This is a genomic window from Thermococcus sp. 4557 (assembly GCF_000221185.1).
Classification (GTDB): domain Archaea; phylum Methanobacteriota_B; class Thermococci; order Thermococcales; family Thermococcaceae; genus Thermococcus.
The window spans coordinates 366,875-382,399 of record NC_015865.1; the positions used below are offsets into that span (position 1 = coordinate 366,875).

At 56.3% G+C, this 15,525-nt stretch carries 14 protein-coding genes; 6 read left to right on the forward strand and 8 right to left on the reverse strand.

What is annotated here, in order from left to right; genetic code table 11:
- The first annotated feature begins 25 nt into the window (after positions 1-25).
- Genes GQS_RS01750 through GQS_RS01765 form a run of 4 tightly spaced genes read left to right on the forward strand, consistent with a single transcriptional unit; the run spans position 26 to position 2,287 of the window.
- Complete coding sequence (locus GQS_RS01750; RefSeq protein WP_014011946.1) at positions 26-784, forward strand: molybdopterin-binding protein; 759 nt, start codon at positions 26-28, stop codon at positions 782-784.
- A 47-nt stretch (positions 785-831) separates the two neighbouring features.
- Positions 832-1,020, forward strand: a complete 189-nt coding sequence (locus tag GQS_RS01755; protein WP_014011947.1) for a hypothetical protein — start codon at positions 832-834, stop codon at positions 1,018-1,020.
- Positions 1,017-1,454, forward strand: coding sequence for a type II toxin-antitoxin system VapC family toxin (locus GQS_RS01760; protein WP_014011948.1), 438 nt, complete (start codon positions 1,017-1,019; stop codon positions 1,452-1,454). Before GQS_RS01755 ends, GQS_RS01760 begins: the two co-directional genes overlap by 4 nt.
- A gap of 5 nt (positions 1,455-1,459) precedes the next feature.
- The gene (locus GQS_RS01765) at positions 1,460-2,287 is read left to right on the forward strand and encodes a translation initiation factor IF-2 (RefSeq protein ID WP_014011949.1); all 828 of its coding nucleotides are present in this window, start codon (positions 1,460-1,462) and stop codon (positions 2,285-2,287) included.
- Between the two features lie 38 nt (positions 2,288-2,325).
- On the opposite strand, the gene GQS_RS01770 is transcribed toward GQS_RS01765, so the two are convergent.
- Positions 2,326-4,899, reverse strand: a complete 2,574-nt coding sequence (locus GQS_RS01770) for a DNRLRE domain-containing protein (RefSeq protein WP_014011950.1) — start codon at positions 4,897-4,899, stop codon at positions 2,326-2,328.
- A 188-nt stretch (positions 4,900-5,087) separates the two neighbouring features.
- On the opposite strand from GQS_RS01770, the gene GQS_RS01775 reads away from it, so the two are divergent.
- Positions 5,088-5,603 (forward strand): cob(I)yrinic acid a,c-diamide adenosyltransferase, encoded by a 516-nt coding sequence (locus tag GQS_RS01775; protein WP_014011951.1) that lies wholly within the window; start codon positions 5,088-5,090, stop codon positions 5,601-5,603.
- Here GQS_RS01775 and GQS_RS01780 read toward each other — a convergent pair.
- The 7 genes from GQS_RS01780 to GQS_RS01805 form a co-directional block, all read right to left on the reverse strand.
- Positions 5,596-6,840: an MFS transporter gene (locus GQS_RS01780; protein ID WP_014011952.1), complete on the reverse strand. Its 1,245-nt coding sequence runs from the start codon at positions 6,838-6,840 to the stop codon at positions 5,596-5,598. The genes GQS_RS01775 and GQS_RS01780 overlap by 8 nt on opposite strands.
- The gene (locus GQS_RS01785) at positions 6,837-8,084 is read right to left on the reverse strand and encodes an MFS transporter (protein WP_014011953.1); all 1,248 of its coding nucleotides are present in this window, start codon (positions 8,082-8,084) and stop codon (positions 6,837-6,839) included. Before GQS_RS01785 ends, GQS_RS01780 begins: the two co-directional genes overlap by 4 nt.
- A 63-nt stretch (positions 8,085-8,147) precedes the next feature.
- Positions 8,148-8,801 (reverse strand): DUF4097 family beta strand repeat-containing protein, encoded by a 654-nt coding sequence (locus GQS_RS01790; protein ID WP_014011954.1) that lies wholly within the window; start codon positions 8,799-8,801, stop codon positions 8,148-8,150.
- Positions 8,798-8,935, reverse strand: coding sequence for a hypothetical protein (locus tag GQS_RS10940; protein WP_014011955.1), 138 nt, complete (start codon positions 8,933-8,935; stop codon positions 8,798-8,800). The genes GQS_RS01790 and GQS_RS10940 overlap by 4 nt, the downstream gene beginning before the upstream one ends.
- 5 nt (positions 8,936-8,940) lie before the next feature.
- Positions 8,941-10,242, reverse strand: a complete 1,302-nt coding sequence (locus tag GQS_RS01795) for a hypothetical protein (RefSeq protein WP_014011956.1) — start codon at positions 10,240-10,242, stop codon at positions 8,941-8,943.
- Positions 10,239-10,652: a helix-turn-helix transcriptional regulator gene (locus GQS_RS01800; RefSeq protein ID WP_014011957.1), complete on the reverse strand. Its 414-nt coding sequence runs from the start codon at positions 10,650-10,652 to the stop codon at positions 10,239-10,241. The genes GQS_RS01795 and GQS_RS01800 overlap by 4 nt, the downstream gene beginning before the upstream one ends.
- 145 nt (positions 10,653-10,797) lie before the next feature.
- Positions 10,798-11,286 (reverse strand): PadR family transcriptional regulator, encoded by a 489-nt coding sequence (locus GQS_RS01805; RefSeq protein WP_014011958.1) that lies wholly within the window; start codon positions 11,284-11,286, stop codon positions 10,798-10,800.
- 117 nt (positions 11,287-11,403) lie between these two features.
- On the opposite strand from GQS_RS01805, the gene GQS_RS01810 reads away from it, so the two are divergent.
- A complete protein-coding gene (locus GQS_RS01810) occupies positions 11,404-15,468 on the forward strand; it encodes an MMPL family transporter (RefSeq protein ID WP_014011959.1) in 4,065 nt (1,354 codons plus the stop codon).
- The last annotated feature ends 57 nt before the right edge of the window (positions 15,469-15,525 follow it).

Below are 15,525 nucleotides of genomic sequence, written 5' to 3' on the forward strand. Positions count from 1 at the left end.
GCCGGATAGTCTACCGGTGGTTGAGATGTTCGCCGAGATACTCACGATAGGCGACGAACTGCTCACGGGAAACACCGTGGACAGCAACTCCGCATTTATTGCCCAGAAGCTCACCGAGAGGGGGTACTGGGTGAGGAGAAAGACGACCGTTGGCGACGACATTGAGGAAATCAAGACCGCCATTCGGGAAATCCTCGCGAGAAAGCCTGAGGTTCTGGTCATCTCCGGCGGCCTCGGGCCTACTCACGACGACGTTACAATGCTGGCCGTTGCCGAGGCCCTGGGCAAAAAGTTCGTCCTCTGCGAGCCGTGCCTTGAGAGGATCAGGGAGTTCTACCGCGAGCTCTACGAAAAGGGTCTGATAGACGACCCCGAGCTCAACGAGGGGAGGAAGAAGATGGCCTACCTGCCGGAGGGCGCGGAGCCCCTTGAGAACACCGAAGGGGCCGCCCCAGGAGCGTACATCGAGCACGAAGGGGTAAAGATATTCGTCCTTCCCGGAATGCCGCGTGAGATGAAGGCAATGCTTGAGCGGGAAGTTCTGCCGAGGCTCGGCGAGAGGAAGTTCATCCAGAGGAAGCTGCTGGCTGAGATAACCGACGAGAGCAAGCTGGCGCCGATTCTAATCGAGGCACTCAAAAGGTTCCGCGTGAGAATACACTCATCGCCGAAGGGTTTCGGCAGGTACATCGGCATCATAATCTTCGGCGAGAGCGAGGATGAGATAGAGAGGGCCAAGGCCTTCATGGAGGAGCTGGGGGTTCGCTTCGAGGAGGGCTGGTAGCGAAACGCTGATAAGGGTTCGAGAGACAAAATGAACATGGTGGAAAGATGCCGGTAGTGATAGATGTTCCCAAGGACATAGAACCCCTCGTGAGGGAGATACTCAAAGCCGTTCGGAAGGGCAGGAGAGAGAAGGCTCTAAAAGACCTTGAAAACGTTATTCAGGCCGTTAATCAAAATACTCCCGAGGAAATTCCTGATACCCTTGAACTGCTTGAGGAGCTGAGGGAAAGATGATAGTGACAGATGCGTCTTTTGTAGTTGATGCCCTTGTCGTCCCTCGAAGGAAGAAAAAAGATGAGACGTATCTGAGGCAGTTGAAACGCCACCGGCGCTCTAAAGAGTTGCTGTCGTTCTTTTTGGAAGAGGGCTTCCAGCTTTACATACCCTTTCTTGGCCTTGTGGAGGTTTCTTCTCTTCTTGTCAGGAAACTCGGAAAAAGAGCCAACATTGATACTGCCTTAGAGTTTTTGGATGAATACTTCTTCGTGGTCTCTGAAAAAGACTTGGAGGAATTCATACTGGAAATCGCAAGAGAGACAGGTTCAAGGGCCGCGGATATCTACTACATTTCCCTAGCGAAGATGAAAGGCGCGGTCCTTGTAACCGTAGACAGGAAAATGGCTGAGATTTCAAAAGACGTGGGTGTCAAGGTGATTTTAGTGGAGTGATGCCCATGCTTCCCCCAGAGGTTCGTTCAATCATTGAGGAGATGAGGGCCGAGAGGATCAGGGGCGCCAGCTGGCTGGCCAGAAGGGGCGCTGAGGCATACCTCGTCCTTTCAGAACTCATTGAGGGAGAAGAGCTTGAGAGCGCCCTGAGGGAGATGAAGAGGGAAATCCCGGCCGTCAACGGCACGATGGCCTCGCTCTACAACCTCGCGAGGTTCATTCCGATAACCGGAGACCCCGACGTGGTGAGAACGAAGGCCGAGGAGTTCATCAGGCTCGGGGAGGAGGCGAAGCGCGAGATAGGCAATATCGGGAGCGAGCTGATAGACGAAAACGAGGTTGTAATCACGCACTCATTCTCCTCGGCAGTTCTTGAGATATTCAGGGCCGCGTGGAGGAAGGAAAAGCACTTCAGGGTCATCCTAACCGAGAGCGCGCCTGACTACGAGGGAATAGCCCTCGCGAGGGAGCTTGATTCCATCGGGGTTCCATTCGAGGTGATAACGGACGCCCAGCTCGGCCTTTTCGCGAGGAAGGCCACCCTTGCCCTGGTCGGTGCCGACAACGTTACCCGCGACGGGGCCGCGGTGAACAAGGCCGGAACATACCTCCTCGCCCTCGCCTGCCACGACAACGGCGTTCCCTTCTATGTCGCCGCCGAGAGCTTCAAGCTTCATCCAGAGCTGAGCTCGGGTGAGGTTGAAATCGTCGAGAGGCCCTACGTGAGGCAGGGTTACCGGGTCAGGAACATGCTCTTCGACGTTACCCCCTGGCGGTACGTCAGGGGCATCATAACGGAGTTTGGGGTTCTGGTTCCCCCGAAGGAAATCTAAAAAGTCAACACAGAAAACAGAAATGAGAGAAAAGGGGCTCACTCCTGGTGAGCCAGCCAGAGGAGGGCACCTTTGATGAAGGGCCAGCTGCTCTTGATGTATTTCTGGTAGTAGTCGTCGCTGAGGGCCTTGCTTGAGCCGTAGGCGACTATTCTGCCGGTGCCGAGATCAACGGCAGCCGCTATAACTGGGTTGGTGCCAGGTATCCTGACGACGTTTCCATCGGCATCGACTGAGTAGCTGGTGTCGTAGCCTTTGATGAGCCACACCGCGGTGCCGCCTATTGTGAGGGTGTCGCCGTTGTAGTACATCGTCCAGTCGTCGGGCACGAACTTCATGACTGGGTGTGCCTTGTTGTATATCCCGACGAACGGGTAGTAGGGCCTGCCGCCGTTCTGGTCGTCGTCCATGAGCTCGTCCGGGTTGAATGTTATCCCGTAGTCACCGACTATCTCGTTGAAGTTCTCGACGTTGGCGTACTTGTACCATTCGCCAGTTATTAACAGACCTCCGCCGTTCTCGATGTACTCTTTGATGCTCTCAATCTCGGCGGGGGTGAAGTCATCCTTCGGGTCGGTGAGTATCACAACGTCGTACTCCTTGAGGAGGTCGTATGTGAGCGGGAGCTGGTTTATCTCCACTTCCCAGCCGAGCTCGTTCTCTATCTTGTCCACGAGGTAGCTGACGCCGACCTTGTTGATGTAGTACTGTCCGTGGGCGGCGTCGATGAGAACGCGGGTCACGTGGATGGTGACGTTGGTTGTGGGGGTGGTGTTGGTTTCAGGGATGGTTCCAGTCTCGTTGCCCGGAGCCGTTTCGGTTTCGTTTGAGGGGGCCGGCGGGTGGCAGATGGGCTCGACCTGGGCCAGCACCGCCTGGAGCTTTGGAAGGACATCGTTGATCTCCTCGGTCACGTCCCTGCCGAGCATCGCGGCCTTCCTTATGTGGACCATCACAGGGTAGTAGTACGAGTTCCTGTACGGGTTCTGCTGGACGAGGAGGCCCTTGAGAGCATCGTAGAGCTGGTACTGCCTCTGTATCTCCTCCATGCTGTCCTCTATCCACTGAACCTTAGGGGCGAGATCGCCGAGGTCCACACCGCAGGAAGTGAGCTCTTCAACGACCCTGGTGAAGTTTTCGTACAGGGGGGTTACGTTTGCCATCTCCTTGGTGTAGAGCCTCTCGTAGTACGGGGTGAGGCCGTATGCAACGACGTTGGGGTTCGGAACGACCTTGTAGTCGTAAACCCTTTCATCAACCAGGCCCCAGTCCTCCGCAAAGACCTGTATGTCAATTGAAAGCCCTCCCAGCTCCACCGGAAGGTATGAAAGTTCGTAGGTTGCGCTTCCGCCGGTCTCTATCTCGTGTGTGGCATTCCCCACCTTGGCCCCGTTGGCGTAGAGAACCACAGTTACGTTGTCCGCCACTTCCCCGTTGTTGACGACCGTGATCTTGAACCTCATCGGGACGCCCTTGATGGCGTAGTCCGGCCTGGCCACGTGCGAGATGCCAACGGACGGGATGTAGAGTTCGTAGTCCGTTGGATAAACCTCGATAATCTTGTATTTGTAGCCGATTCCCTCAACGTATTTCAGAATTTTACCCTGGGTGACGTCCATTATTTCATAGTAGTCGTAGAGAACCAGCGTTCCGGTGTCGTCAGCGACGGTGATGCTGCTCCCATCAACCTCGGTAATCCTGACCCACTCCAGCCTGACGCGCATGCTCTGGTATGCGTCGCTCATGTTGGCCACATTAATCACAACTGGCTCCGGGAGCTCGGAGGTCCCAACCACCTTGTAGGTGGGGTTCTTTATCTCGTAGAGTCCGTTGTATGCGGCGGTCGTCCCGTTAACCTGAACGATATCTCCGGGCTTAACGTCTTTCGTGAATGACTTACCCACGTATATGTAAATTCCGCTGTTCGGCTCGGTGCCGTTCTGGATGAAGAAGCCGGTGCTGCGGGTGCCTATGACTATTCCGCTGGTGACGACCTGCTTGCCGCTCTCCCAGTTCTCCCTTATCTCCCTGATGGGCTGATACTTCGGGCCCTCCGGGACGTAATAGACCACCTCAAGGTAGGGATATTTCCCGTGGCTGCTCTCCTTGGAGTTGTAGCTTATGCTCTCCGTGACCTTATCCTCAACGTCGGATATGAGGACGAAGCTGACGACCTTGTCTCCGGAGAATTCGCCCTTAACGAAGTCCGTCACGTTCCAGGTGGACCAGTGGCGCCCATCTGTATCAACGAGGTCCTTATCGAGAAGCTCCCCTGCGGAGGGCTTGATGTTCCAGGTTATCGAGTCCTCGGTCCAGGAATCATCGGAAACGGCATAGGCGCTTATGTTAACAGGGGTTGAGTAAGCCCCGCTGTAGGTATAAGCGCGCAGCACTGCGCTGACTATCACCGCATTGTCGGGGATGCTGGAGAGATCGAACTTGAGGTATGCCCTCTCGTTCGCGTGGTCCCTGTAGTAGGTTCCGACGTAAAGACTGCCGTAGGAGCCATAGTTTGAGTCAGGAGCGCTGTCTTTAACGTATGCATCATCCGTGGGGTTTATTTGAACCGTCGTCGTTGCTGCTGAAACCGCGTGGAACGCGACATTCGGCACAATGCTTAACACCAATAGGGCCATTAAAACGATGCTCCACCGCTTCATAGGAATCACCTGAGAAAAAACGGTATCAATGTATAAATAAGTTTTTCCACCAGTTCCTTGTGTCAATTATCACCTAAGGTATTCACCAGCGCCCATAAAAGCTAAAAACTGAAAGGCTGCCAATTAAAAAGGTGGTCAAAATGTCCATCACTACAAAAACGGGGGATAAGGGTCTAACCGGTCTCTTCACCGGCGACCGCGTGGCGAAGTGCTCGCCGATAATGGAGGCAAATGGAAACATAGACGAGCTCGACAGCTTCCTGGGGGAGGCCAAGCATTATGTGCCCACGGAGATGGCCGAGATTCTCGAGAGGATACAGGTTCATCTTTACGACCTGATGGCGGAGATAGCGAGCAAGGGGAAGTACGCGAAGGTTGGCAATGAGGAGGTTGAATGGCTTGAGGGACTTATTCATAAATATGAAGAGGAAGTCCAGCTCCGGGCCTTCGTTCTTCCAGGTTCAACCATTGCGAGTGCCAAACTCGACGTCTGCCGGGCGGTGACCAGGAGAACCGAGAGGAGCGTTGCGAGGCTCGTTCTTGACTACGGCTTTGGCCAGAACGCTCTCGTCTACCTAAACAGGCTCAGCGATCTGCTCTTCATAATGGCGAGGACGATAGAGAAGAGGGAGGGGAAGCTGAAGGAGGTCAAGTAACCCCTTCACTCTCCCCGTATTTCTGCTCCTTGAGAAGAACCTCCCGATGTCTGGCCCAGAAATATGCGACGACGGCAGCCATGCCTGCCCATATGACCACGGTGACCTCCCAGGCGGGGAATCTGTCGAGGAGCGGTCCGACGGCGATCAGGCCGAGCGGGCTTGAGAGGTGCATCAGCACGGCCATGGCAGACATAACCCTGCCCCTGAGCTCGCTCGGTATCGCGCGCTGTATTTTCGAATTGAGGGGCACGTCTATGAAGGCCTCTATGCTGCCCCACAGGATGTTTATCCCCGCGAGGAAAAAGAACGCCCCGTTTCTCCCCAGGCCGGAGAAGGGGCTTATCGCCCACGTAAAGGCGAGTATCATCACCCCGTCCAGGAGGAGGGTGTGGAAAAGGTACCTCCCGGCTCTCTTCCCGAATTTAATCGCTATCAGGCCGTTTCCGATGAGCGCCCCTCCCATGAAGGCACTCTCCAGAAGACCGAACTGGTAGCTCGAGAACTTCAGCACCTCCCTGTAGGAGTACGGCATAATAACTGCCCCAAAGGGCTGGCCGAGGGCTATCATAAAGAGGGCGAAGAACATGAGGGTCGAGAGGTATCTGTTGGAGCGGAGAAATCCGATGCCCTCTTTAAGGTCCTCGATAACCTGGGAAAAGCTCTCCAATTCCTTCGTACGCCACTCGTACTTTATCAGCATCTCAAACAGGCCAGAGCCGAAGAAGCTGACCGCATTTATGAGGATGGCCAGCTTGATACCTCCGACGGCGTAGATGAACCCTCCGAGGGCAGGACCGACGAGACGGGCGAGTATGGTGAATGACGAGACCGTGGAATTGGCCTTCTCGAGCTCATCGGGTTCCACGAGGTCAGGGAACATCGCCCCGGTCCCGGCCGAGAAGAACGCTCCCATGACGGCCATTATCACCTGGACGACCAGAAGCTGGTAGATGCCCAGGAGGTCGAAAGCGATGACGCCGAAGAGAAGGACTCCCCTCGCAAGATCAAAGCCGACCATCAGGTGCTTTCGGTTGTAGCGGTCGCCCACCACACCGGCGAAGGGCATGATTATGAGAACGGGTATCATCTCGGCGAGGATGAAGGCAGTCATCATCGAGCCGCTGTGGGTCTGGTCAAGGACGTAGAGGGGCAGTGCAACGTCCTGCACCGCCCAGCCGAGCTGGGAAACGAACCTCCCCACTGCGAAGAGCCAGAAGTTCCTGTTGAGGCTCACGGCACCACCTCCGCGTTTTCTGAGCCGATGTTTATAACGGTTTCCCTGAAGCGGAGGTAATAATACAGGGTTATCAGCACGCTCGGGACGGTGAGGGCGAGGATTATCACCGTTGTTCCCGCGACGTCGATGAGGGGTCCAACGAGGGCCATGCCCAGCGGGGTCGTTGCCATCATCACCGTCTCAAAAGCCGTGAAAAATCTGGAGCGGACCTCATCTGGGACTGCCTTCTGGAGCTTCGTGAAGAGCGGGATGTTGACCAGGGTGTTGAAGAGCCCTATCAGGCCGATTATCCCCAGCAGGGACGGATAGGCCAGCTCTCCAAGGATGGAGCGCGTCACGAAGGCAAGGCCCGTCAGGCAGAGGAGCTGGGCAAACAGCGCTCCAAAGAGGAAGTCCTCGGATTTCTCGCCGAGCTTCAATGCAATGAGCATGTTTCCGGCCAGCGCCCCTAGGGTCGCCGCCGTCTCGACGCTGCCGAACTTGACGGCGGAGAGGCCCAGTTCAATCCTGGCGAGATAGGGAAGGACCACCGTGAACACCGGGTTGAGGAGGGTGTTGAGCAGTATCCCGAAGCTCACTAGCACCATGAGGTTCTTTGAGCTCTTCATGAAGCGGAAGCCTTCGAGCATGTCGTCCCAGACCTCGTGGAGGCTTGAGAGCTCCCGCGTTTCCCTGCGGTACTCGATCAGGATTTCAAACAGTCCCGAGCCAAAGAAGCTCACAGCGTTCACCAGGAGGGCCAGTTTGATTCCGCCGAGGGCGTAGATTAGCCCGCCGAGGATGGGGCCGAGTATCCTTAGTATCTGGCCACCGCTCTGCAGTATCGAGTTCGCCCTCGCAAGCTGCTCCCTCTCCACCAGGTCGGGAAACATCCCGACTATGCCGGCCGAGAAGAACGCCCCCATAACGCTCATCGCCATCTGAACGGCCAGGAGCTGGTATATTCCCAGCAGGTTGAACCCTATGACCGCGAAGAGGAGGACTCCCCTCGCTATGTCGAGGCCGTACATGAGCTTCTTCCTGTCGTAGCGGTCACCGATAACCCCGGCTATCGGGTTCACGAGCAACCTCGGAATTAGCTCGGCCATTATGAAGAGGCTCATCATCGCCCCGCTGCCGGTCTGGTCGAGCACATAGAGCGGAACGGCAACGTCCTGCACGACCCATCCGGCCTGTGATATCCACCTGCCCACGGTGTAGAGCCAGAAGTTCCGGCCCATCCTCCGGAAGTCCTCGAACATCCCCGCTAACCCCCATGCATCTCTCACTTAATTGTCGAATTAAGTAATTGAAGAATTAAAGAATCAAATAAGCTCGACCCTCACGTCGCCGTTCACAGTGCTGGCCCGGACCTCGAACTCACCCGTCCCTATAACGGGGTCGTCCGGGTCTATGCCGACCAGTTTGACGTCTCCATTGACCCTTTTGCTGACTATCCTGGCATCGCAGAACTCGGTCAGGCGAAGCACGATGTCACCGTTGACGCAGCTTACCTCAACGTCCCCCTCGAGCTCCTCGATGGTAAGTTCGATTTCACCGTTCACGGTGGAGGCCTTCAGGGGGCCAGCAACCGTTAGGTGAGCCCTTATCTCGCCGTTCACCGTGCTGAGCTTTTCGGCCTCGCAGTCCTTCAGGCCTATCTCGCCGTTAACCGTCGTGACTTCCTCAAAGCGCACGCCCCTGGCCTTAAGCTCGCCGTTCACGTTCTTCGCGCTCACCGGGACGCTCCGGGGAACCTTCACCTCTATCTCAGCCCAACCGTTCTCCCTGAGCAGGTTCAGGAACTTTTTCTTCGGCTCCTCCTTGATGACGAGCCTGCTTCCCTTTTGCTCGACTTCAACGTTTACCTCGCCGTGTACGGTGTAGTTCACCTCAACGTAGTCGTTTTCCCATCCCTCGATCTCGATCTGGCCGTTGGTGGCCTTTATATCAACTTCCCGGACGTTTTCAAATATCATATCAAACCCTCCAGCGGATGAAATTCAAAATCGAAAAGGGGCCTCTCGTGCCCCGTCTTCTTTTCGCAACATTCCTCCCGCCCATCGGCGATTGTGATGGTATCGGGAGCCGTTGAGATTGCCGCGGTCTCCATCCCGCTCACCCCAGGTAGGCGGTCAGCTCGTCGAGGAGCTCCTTCACGCGCCTGTTGAGCAGGGTTCTGTCTATGCCAAGTCCCTCTATCAGCTCGGCGCTCTGCTCCTCCACTATCTCCTTCGCCTTCCTGACCACCAGCCTGTAGGCGTCGCCGTTCTCTATGGTGTACGCTTTGCCCCCCGTCCTTATGCGCACCGTGCCGTCTCTGGCGGAGATTACGACGTCCTCGATGCGTATCTTGGCCCGTCCCCTGCCGACGCTGACCGAGACGTCACCCGAGCGCAGGGATACCGTCTCACCAAGGCTGAGGCTCTCGCTTCCGCTCCTGTATACGACCCTCTCACCGTCGACCTCGATGGAGTACTCGTCGGTCTGGACCTTCAGCCTCTCGCCGACCTTGGTGAGCTGGAAGCCGTTGCGGAGCTCCTTGATGGTTAGCATGTCCTCAGGGGGCATCTCAGGGTTGCCCTCGCGGAACCTCATCGGGCCTATCTTGACCTCTTCACCGCTGGGCGTCTCTATGACCTCAATGAAGGGCAGCTTCACGTACTCGAAGCCCTCGCCCTCGTAGACCTTGATGAATCCCAGATCAATCACGCTGTCCTTCTTGCCCTTCCGATAGAGCCTGTCGGGGTTCACGAGGTCGTTCACCCTTGAGACGAAGCCTGGATCCGCGGAAGTTTTCCGCCCGGCTATCTTCTCCTCGGTCCACACGATGACCGGGCTGAGGAGCCTCTTCGTCACCCTACCGAGAGGTGTATCGGCCTCGACCGTGACCTCCCCGTCCACGACCCAGCCGACCTTCTTCCTTCCGAACTTCACGGGATAGGCCTTGCCGGTTCCCTTGAGCCTCACCCCGCCGAAATCGGCGCCTTCGAACTCGTATGCCTTGCCTTCAACTTTGATGTCGAGCCTCCTCTCATCGAACTTCGCCAGCAGAATTCCCGCTATGACGAGGACGACAGCGTAAGCGAAGGCCGTTCCCGCGTAGTCGTGGAGCGCCTCGGACATTCCCAGCCACCCTCCGAAAAACAGGAAGACGCTCGTCCAGAAGAAGCCCTTGGCTAGAGCGAAGACTATTCCGCTTATCGTCACCCCGAACCACTTGCCAACCGAGAGCAGCTCGAAGGCGAACAGGAGCGCCACGATGGCGTAGACCAGCTGGTCGTTGTAGGCCTCAAGCCTCAGCGGCCCCTTGAACAGCCATGCGATGAGCAGTATCGCTGTGAGGGCTTTGATGTACTCCGCTATCCTGAACCTTGGGCCTTCATGAGGAACGGCCCGATACTTCCAACCAAAACTCATTCTTCCACCTCCTCAAGGGCAGTTATTATCTCAAGCAAGCGCAAAAAGAGACGTCCGTCGGGCGATATTTCGTACCTTTCTCCCTTTCTCACCATCCGGGTTTTCACCAGGAGCTTCAGGTGGTGGGAAACGGTGGGGCTTTCCACCCCAAGGGCATCCTTTATCTCCTTGAAGCCCATCGGCCCCTCGGAAAGCATCTTCAGGATCCTTATCCTGTCCGGGTTGGCGAGGGCCTTGAGGGTTTTCGCAGCTCTCTCCTCGTCTATCTCGGGCAGGCTTCCGCCTTCGAGCTTTCTCCTGAGGCGGGCCTTTATCGAGAGCATGACCTCATCAACGGGGTCAATGCTTTCCTCCAGCACCTCCAGCCTCTTCTTCAGCTCTTCGAGCTGAACCTTCAGGTCGTTCTCCATGGTACCACCAGGTACAGATTTTTGTAGTACAATTTTCTGTACTCAACTAGTGCGCTAGGTATATAAAAGTTTATCGGTTGGTGGCCCCACGAGATAAGTGCCGTCCTAAATATCCGGAAGAGTGGGGAAGAGAAAAGCAAGGAAATCAATTCTCTGCCGAAAGTTCGGCCTCTATGGTATTTATTTCCTCGTCCAGGATGTCGCGTATCTTCTTAAGGAGTTCCAGATACTCAATCACGGTCTCCCTGTCCATGGCCTTTTTCTCCCCCATCTCCTCAAGTTTTCTATTCAGGGCTTCGTGATAGTTGATGGAGGTGTACAGAACCCGAAGGGCCAGTTCGTTGGAAGTTTTTAAATAATCGAGACCCTTTTCAGTCAGGCGGTATTTCACACGCCTCACCCTGCCCCGGTACTCCTCGCGGGGCTCCAGGAGGCCTTCCTCGACCATCTTGTTGAGGAGTGTGTAGAGGTTGCTGTGGCTGGGCTTCCAGAGACCGATGGCCAGTTTCTCAAGCTCTTTCAGTATCTCGTAGCCATGTGCCTCTCCCTTCAGGCCAACTATGACGAGTATTATGTCCTTCAGCGGGACCGTGAAGAGCCCCTTGATTATCCTCCTCTCTATGTCTCTTCCCATTGTCACCACCTATAGTCAAAGGTTGAACCGTAATCCTTATAAACGCTTCTCTCAACGACATGCCAAACTTTGACATGTTTGAATTCATCATGTTGATAAGCGACAATGGTGGTGAAGATGGCTTGGAATGAATGGATAGTGAAGCACGCAAAGGCCATTGTGGCCCTCTGGATTATCGTGGTCATAGCCGCGATGCCCCTTGCAGCAGAGCTGAACGACCTCACCAACTACAGCACGGACCAGTTCCTGCCCAAGGACGTGGAATCCGTCAAGGTGCAGGAAACACTCACGGAAGAGTTCCCGGAGTTCGCGACCAGCGACAACCAGACGTACATGATAGTGAACGGGGTGGACGTGAACGACCCCGCGACGCGGGATGCCTATGAGCGCTTTAAGGCTGAGGCAGGGCCCTACGGTTCGAATTTCACCTCCTACTACGATGCCGTTGATATGCTCCACAACAAATCCTACGAGATAGCTCTCAACCTCACAAAAACGACCGCCAACCTGACCGGAATCTTCTACGGCTCGGCCCTCAACGCCAGCAGCACTTACGGAACCCTTCTCATTCAGATTGAGAACCTCAGCGACCAGGTCGAGACCCTCAACGGGACCGTCCCCCAGCTTGCAGGGGCATACCTCGCGCTCGATGCCAACCTGAGCGTCCTCTACAACCAGAGTCTAGCCCTCAGGGGAGCACTCAACCAGACGGATTTGGCCTACGTTGAACTCCACGGAAACCTCACCAGCGCAAGCGAGCAGTTGGGAACGCTGAACTCAACGATAGCGGCCCTCAACGTCGGCCTCTACAACCTGAGCGACGGTTACGCCAGAACCTACCTCGGAGTTCTCGGAACCTACGGAGCCCTCGTTCAGGCAGGGGCTTACCAGAGCGGACTCAACGAAATGACGGCTCAAGCCATAGCCACCCAGCTAGGCGTTCCCGTTGAGTTTGTCTACGCCGTCTACAACGCCACCTACCCTGCCTACTCCGCCTATGGATCAACAGCCATAACCGACGCGCTCCTCGCCAACGTCACGAGAGCGATGGTTCTAAGTCAGATAGATGACCCGATGCAGAAGAACCTCACGGAGGCGTACTCCGTAGCTTTCTATCAGGGCGTCGTAGCGTTCGACGAACAGGCTGGCAGTGACTACGCCCTCATTCAGCTCGGCGAGAACGCGGTTAAACCCGTCGAGGAGATAGCGGGCAACGCCCTGAAGAACCTCCCGCTCATTATTGAGAAGGCTGAAGGGACCTTTGAAGTTCCCGGCTTCGGCGAGGTTCCCGCGAAGACACTCGCATACACCGTCAACGTCTCCATAAGCCTCGGAGAGAACCCAAGTGCTCCCGCCGTTGAGAACGCCACAATCGAGGTCGCGAAGGCACTCATGACTGGCAGTCCGCTCCTCGAGATGCCAAACGCCAACGAGGTACTGAGAACGCTCCTCGTCTACGGCCCGACCAGGGAGCTCGAAATTAACCTCCTCACCGGGGCGCTGGTCGAGAAGCTCCCAGCCGAGCAGAAGTCCCTGGCCAAGCCGATAGCGAAGACCGTCGTTGCCTTCGACGCCAAAGCAACAGGCGTTCTGGCGAAGAACCCCGAGACCTTGAAGAAGGCAACCGTTTCACTGCTCGCAGAGCTCATGAAGGAGAGAGGCGTTGAGCTCCCCGAGAACATAATAAGCGAGGTCTACGACTCAAACGGAAACGTCTTTCCAATTGCAAGGGAGATTCTGATTCAAAAGACCTCCGAGGAGGTCGGAGACGAGAAAACCGCCAGAATTATCGTCGATGCGGCTCTTAAGAACCCCGAGGAACTGGCCGGTGGAGCTGGCGTTAAAGAGACCGTCAAGGAGATAATCACGAGCCTGGCCGGAGACGTCCCGATAGACCTCGGCAGGGCTGTGGACGATGTTTACGCCGGCAAGAATCCGGAGGAGATAGCCTACAGTCTGTTCAAGCAGGGCGTCGATGAGAAGCTCGCCAACGTCAGCGCGCCGGAGGACGTCAAGGGGACGCTGAAAGAGATTATGCTCGCAGTCGCGAAGAACTACCCGATGAGCGAGTCCCAGATTGAGGTCCTCGTCAAGGAGAAGACCGCAAAGCTCGTCGAGAAGTTCGTGAAGGAGATAAACCTCGGAGTCGAGCTCCACATCAACGCCACCCAGCTCGTTGATATAGCCTTCCAGTTCAGGGACGACCCGAGCAGGATAACCAGGGAAGACGTCAAGCAGATAGAGGGGGAGATTTACCCGTCCATCTACAGCCTCGCCAAGGACTACATCGGCATGCTCAAGAGCCCGGACAACAGGACGATGCTCATCCTGTTTACCCCCAAGGGAATTGAGGGCGTCAGCGACATTGAAAAGCAGAGCAGGGTTCAGTACGAGAACTCGCTGAAGGCCAAAGAGGTCGCCCTGAAGGAGTTCGGAGCGGTCTCGCCGAAAGTTGAGGTGTACGTAACGGGAACGCCCATTCAGACATACGAGGCCATTAAATACGGCAAAGAAGACAACGACAAGACCACGAAGTTCAGCATAGCCGGGGCGCTTCTCGTGCTCCTTATCCTAATGGGCGCGGCTTTACTCGCAACGCTCCTGCCCTTCACCGGTGTCGCGACGGCAACGCTCACCGCGCTGGGAATCCTCTACCTGCTCGCGAAGGGCGACTACCTCGACGTCGGGAGCTGGGCCCAGATGCTGACCGTCACGACGGCACTTGGTCTCGGTATAGACTACTCGACCTACTACCTCCACCGCTTCAAGGAGTACCTGGCGGAGGGCTACGACCACAACAGGGCGGCGAGTGAGGCGCTGAAGAGGGCAAAGGACGCGGTTTTAGCGAGTGCATCAACCGACATCATAGCCTTCGCGAGCTTCATCCTGGCCTGGGAGTTCCCGATATTCAAGACCATTGGCATGATAGCACCCCTGGCGGTCATCGTGGTCCTCCTCGCCAGCCTGACGTTCATTCCGGCGATAACCGTCCTCATAGGCGACAAGCCGATATTCTGGTGGCCGAGGCACATAAAGCACCACATCGAGAGTGTGGACCTCCACGAGAGGAGCAGAATCGCGGAGTGGGCCGTCAGGCACGCCAAGGTAGTTGTCCTCATAGCGCTCCTCGTGGCGGTTCCCGCGGCCTACAACTTCGTCAACTTCAACGGAACCCATGACATAAAGCTCTTCATCCCCAAGGACAGCGAGACCTACAACTTCCTCCAGCTCAGCGAGAACACGGTCGGTGCCGGAGTTACATCCCCGACCTACATCGTAATCGACCTCGGGCACCCGGTCGGCGACGGCGACCTCAGGACCATCAACGACCTCGCGGACAGGATTTCGAAGGTCTCGGGTGCGAAGTACGTTTACACCCTTACCCGGCCCTACGGAAAGCCCGTGAACGCGAGTGTGGACGAACTGAAGAGCCTTGGCGGAAACCGCTACATCTCTGAAGACGGTACCAAAGTGCTTATCCAGGTCACCGGAGAGTACGGGGCCACCGACGACCGCTCCAAGGACATGGTGAGGACGATAAGGGAGGTAGTGAAGGACGAGGAGGAGTCGGGAGCGATAAAGTCGGGAATGGTCGGCGGAAGCACCGCACTGGCGCTCGACCTCAGCGACCTCATCAACGACGTCTTCTGGCACAGACTCTTCCCGGTGGCGCTCCTGCTCATGTTCCTCTCACTGATACCGACGCTCAAGGGACTGCCCGCGGTAATAACCACCATAGGTACCATAGGCACCGGCGTGCTCCTCAGCATAACCGTCTCCAGCTGGCTCTTTGAGCGGGTCTTTGGCCAGCAGGTCATGTGGTTCCTGCCGATGCTCGTCTTCATAGTGCTCCTGGGAGTCGGCATTGACTACAACAGCTTCTACCTCGTCAAGGCCAGGGACGAGTTCGAGCGCAGGAGCGCGAAGGATGCACTGGTGGTCGCCGCGGGAACGATGGACACGCTGGTCGTCGGGCTTGCAGCGGTGCTCGCCGCCACATACGGCTCGCTGATGACGGGTGCAACGTGGGGAATAAGGGAGATAGGCTTTGCACTGGCAGTCGGAGTGTTGCTGACTGCCACGGCGGCGGTCTATCTGATAGGTCCGGCCACGATGGCCCTCTTCGGCGAGAAGGCCTGGTGGCCACTGCACAAGGGCGGAAAGAAGGACGAGAGGAAGTGAAGCCCCAACCCCCTTCTTTTTTCTTTCCATTCGGCAGACTTTTAAACGCTAAGCCAG

What these genes read in the sequence shown, in the direction of transcription:
- GQS_RS01750 (WP_014011946.1), top strand. Translation starts at nt 26, where the DNA reads ATGTTCGCCGAGATACTCACGATAGGCGACGAACTGCTCACGGGAAAC.
- GQS_RS01755 (WP_014011947.1), top strand. Translation starts at nt 832, where the DNA reads ATGCCGGTAGTGATAGATGTTCCCAAGGACATAGAACCCCTCGTGAGG.
- GQS_RS01760 (WP_014011948.1), top strand. Translation starts at nt 1,017, where the DNA reads ATGATAGTGACAGATGCGTCTTTTGTAGTTGATGCCCTTGTCGTCCCT.
- GQS_RS01765 (WP_014011949.1), top strand. Translation starts at nt 1,460, where the DNA reads ATGCTTCCCCCAGAGGTTCGTTCAATCATTGAGGAGATGAGGGCCGAG.
- GQS_RS01775 (WP_014011951.1), top strand. Translation starts at nt 5,088, where the DNA reads ATGTCCATCACTACAAAAACGGGGGATAAGGGTCTAACCGGTCTCTTC.
- GQS_RS01785 (WP_014011953.1), bottom strand. Translation starts at nt 8,084, where the DNA reads ATGTTCGAGGACTTCCGGAGGATGGGCCGGAACTTCTGGCTCTACACC.
- GQS_RS01790 (WP_014011954.1), bottom strand. Translation starts at nt 8,801, where the DNA reads ATGATATTTGAAAACGTCCGGGAAGTTGATATAAAGGCCACCAACGGC.
- GQS_RS10940 (WP_014011955.1), bottom strand. Translation starts at nt 8,935, where the DNA reads ATGGAGACCGCGGCAATCTCAACGGCTCCCGATACCATCACAATCGCC.
- GQS_RS01795 (WP_014011956.1), bottom strand. Translation starts at nt 10,242, where the DNA reads ATGAGTTTTGGTTGGAAGTATCGGGCCGTTCCTCATGAAGGCCCAAGG.
- GQS_RS01800 (WP_014011957.1), bottom strand. Translation starts at nt 10,652, where the DNA reads ATGGAGAACGACCTGAAGGTTCAGCTCGAAGAGCTGAAGAAGAGGCTG.
- GQS_RS01805 (WP_014011958.1), bottom strand. Translation starts at nt 11,286, where the DNA reads ATGGGAAGAGACATAGAGAGGAGGATAATCAAGGGGCTCTTCACGGTC.
- GQS_RS01810 (WP_014011959.1), top strand. Translation starts at nt 11,404, where the DNA reads ATGGCTTGGAATGAATGGATAGTGAAGCACGCAAAGGCCATTGTGGCC.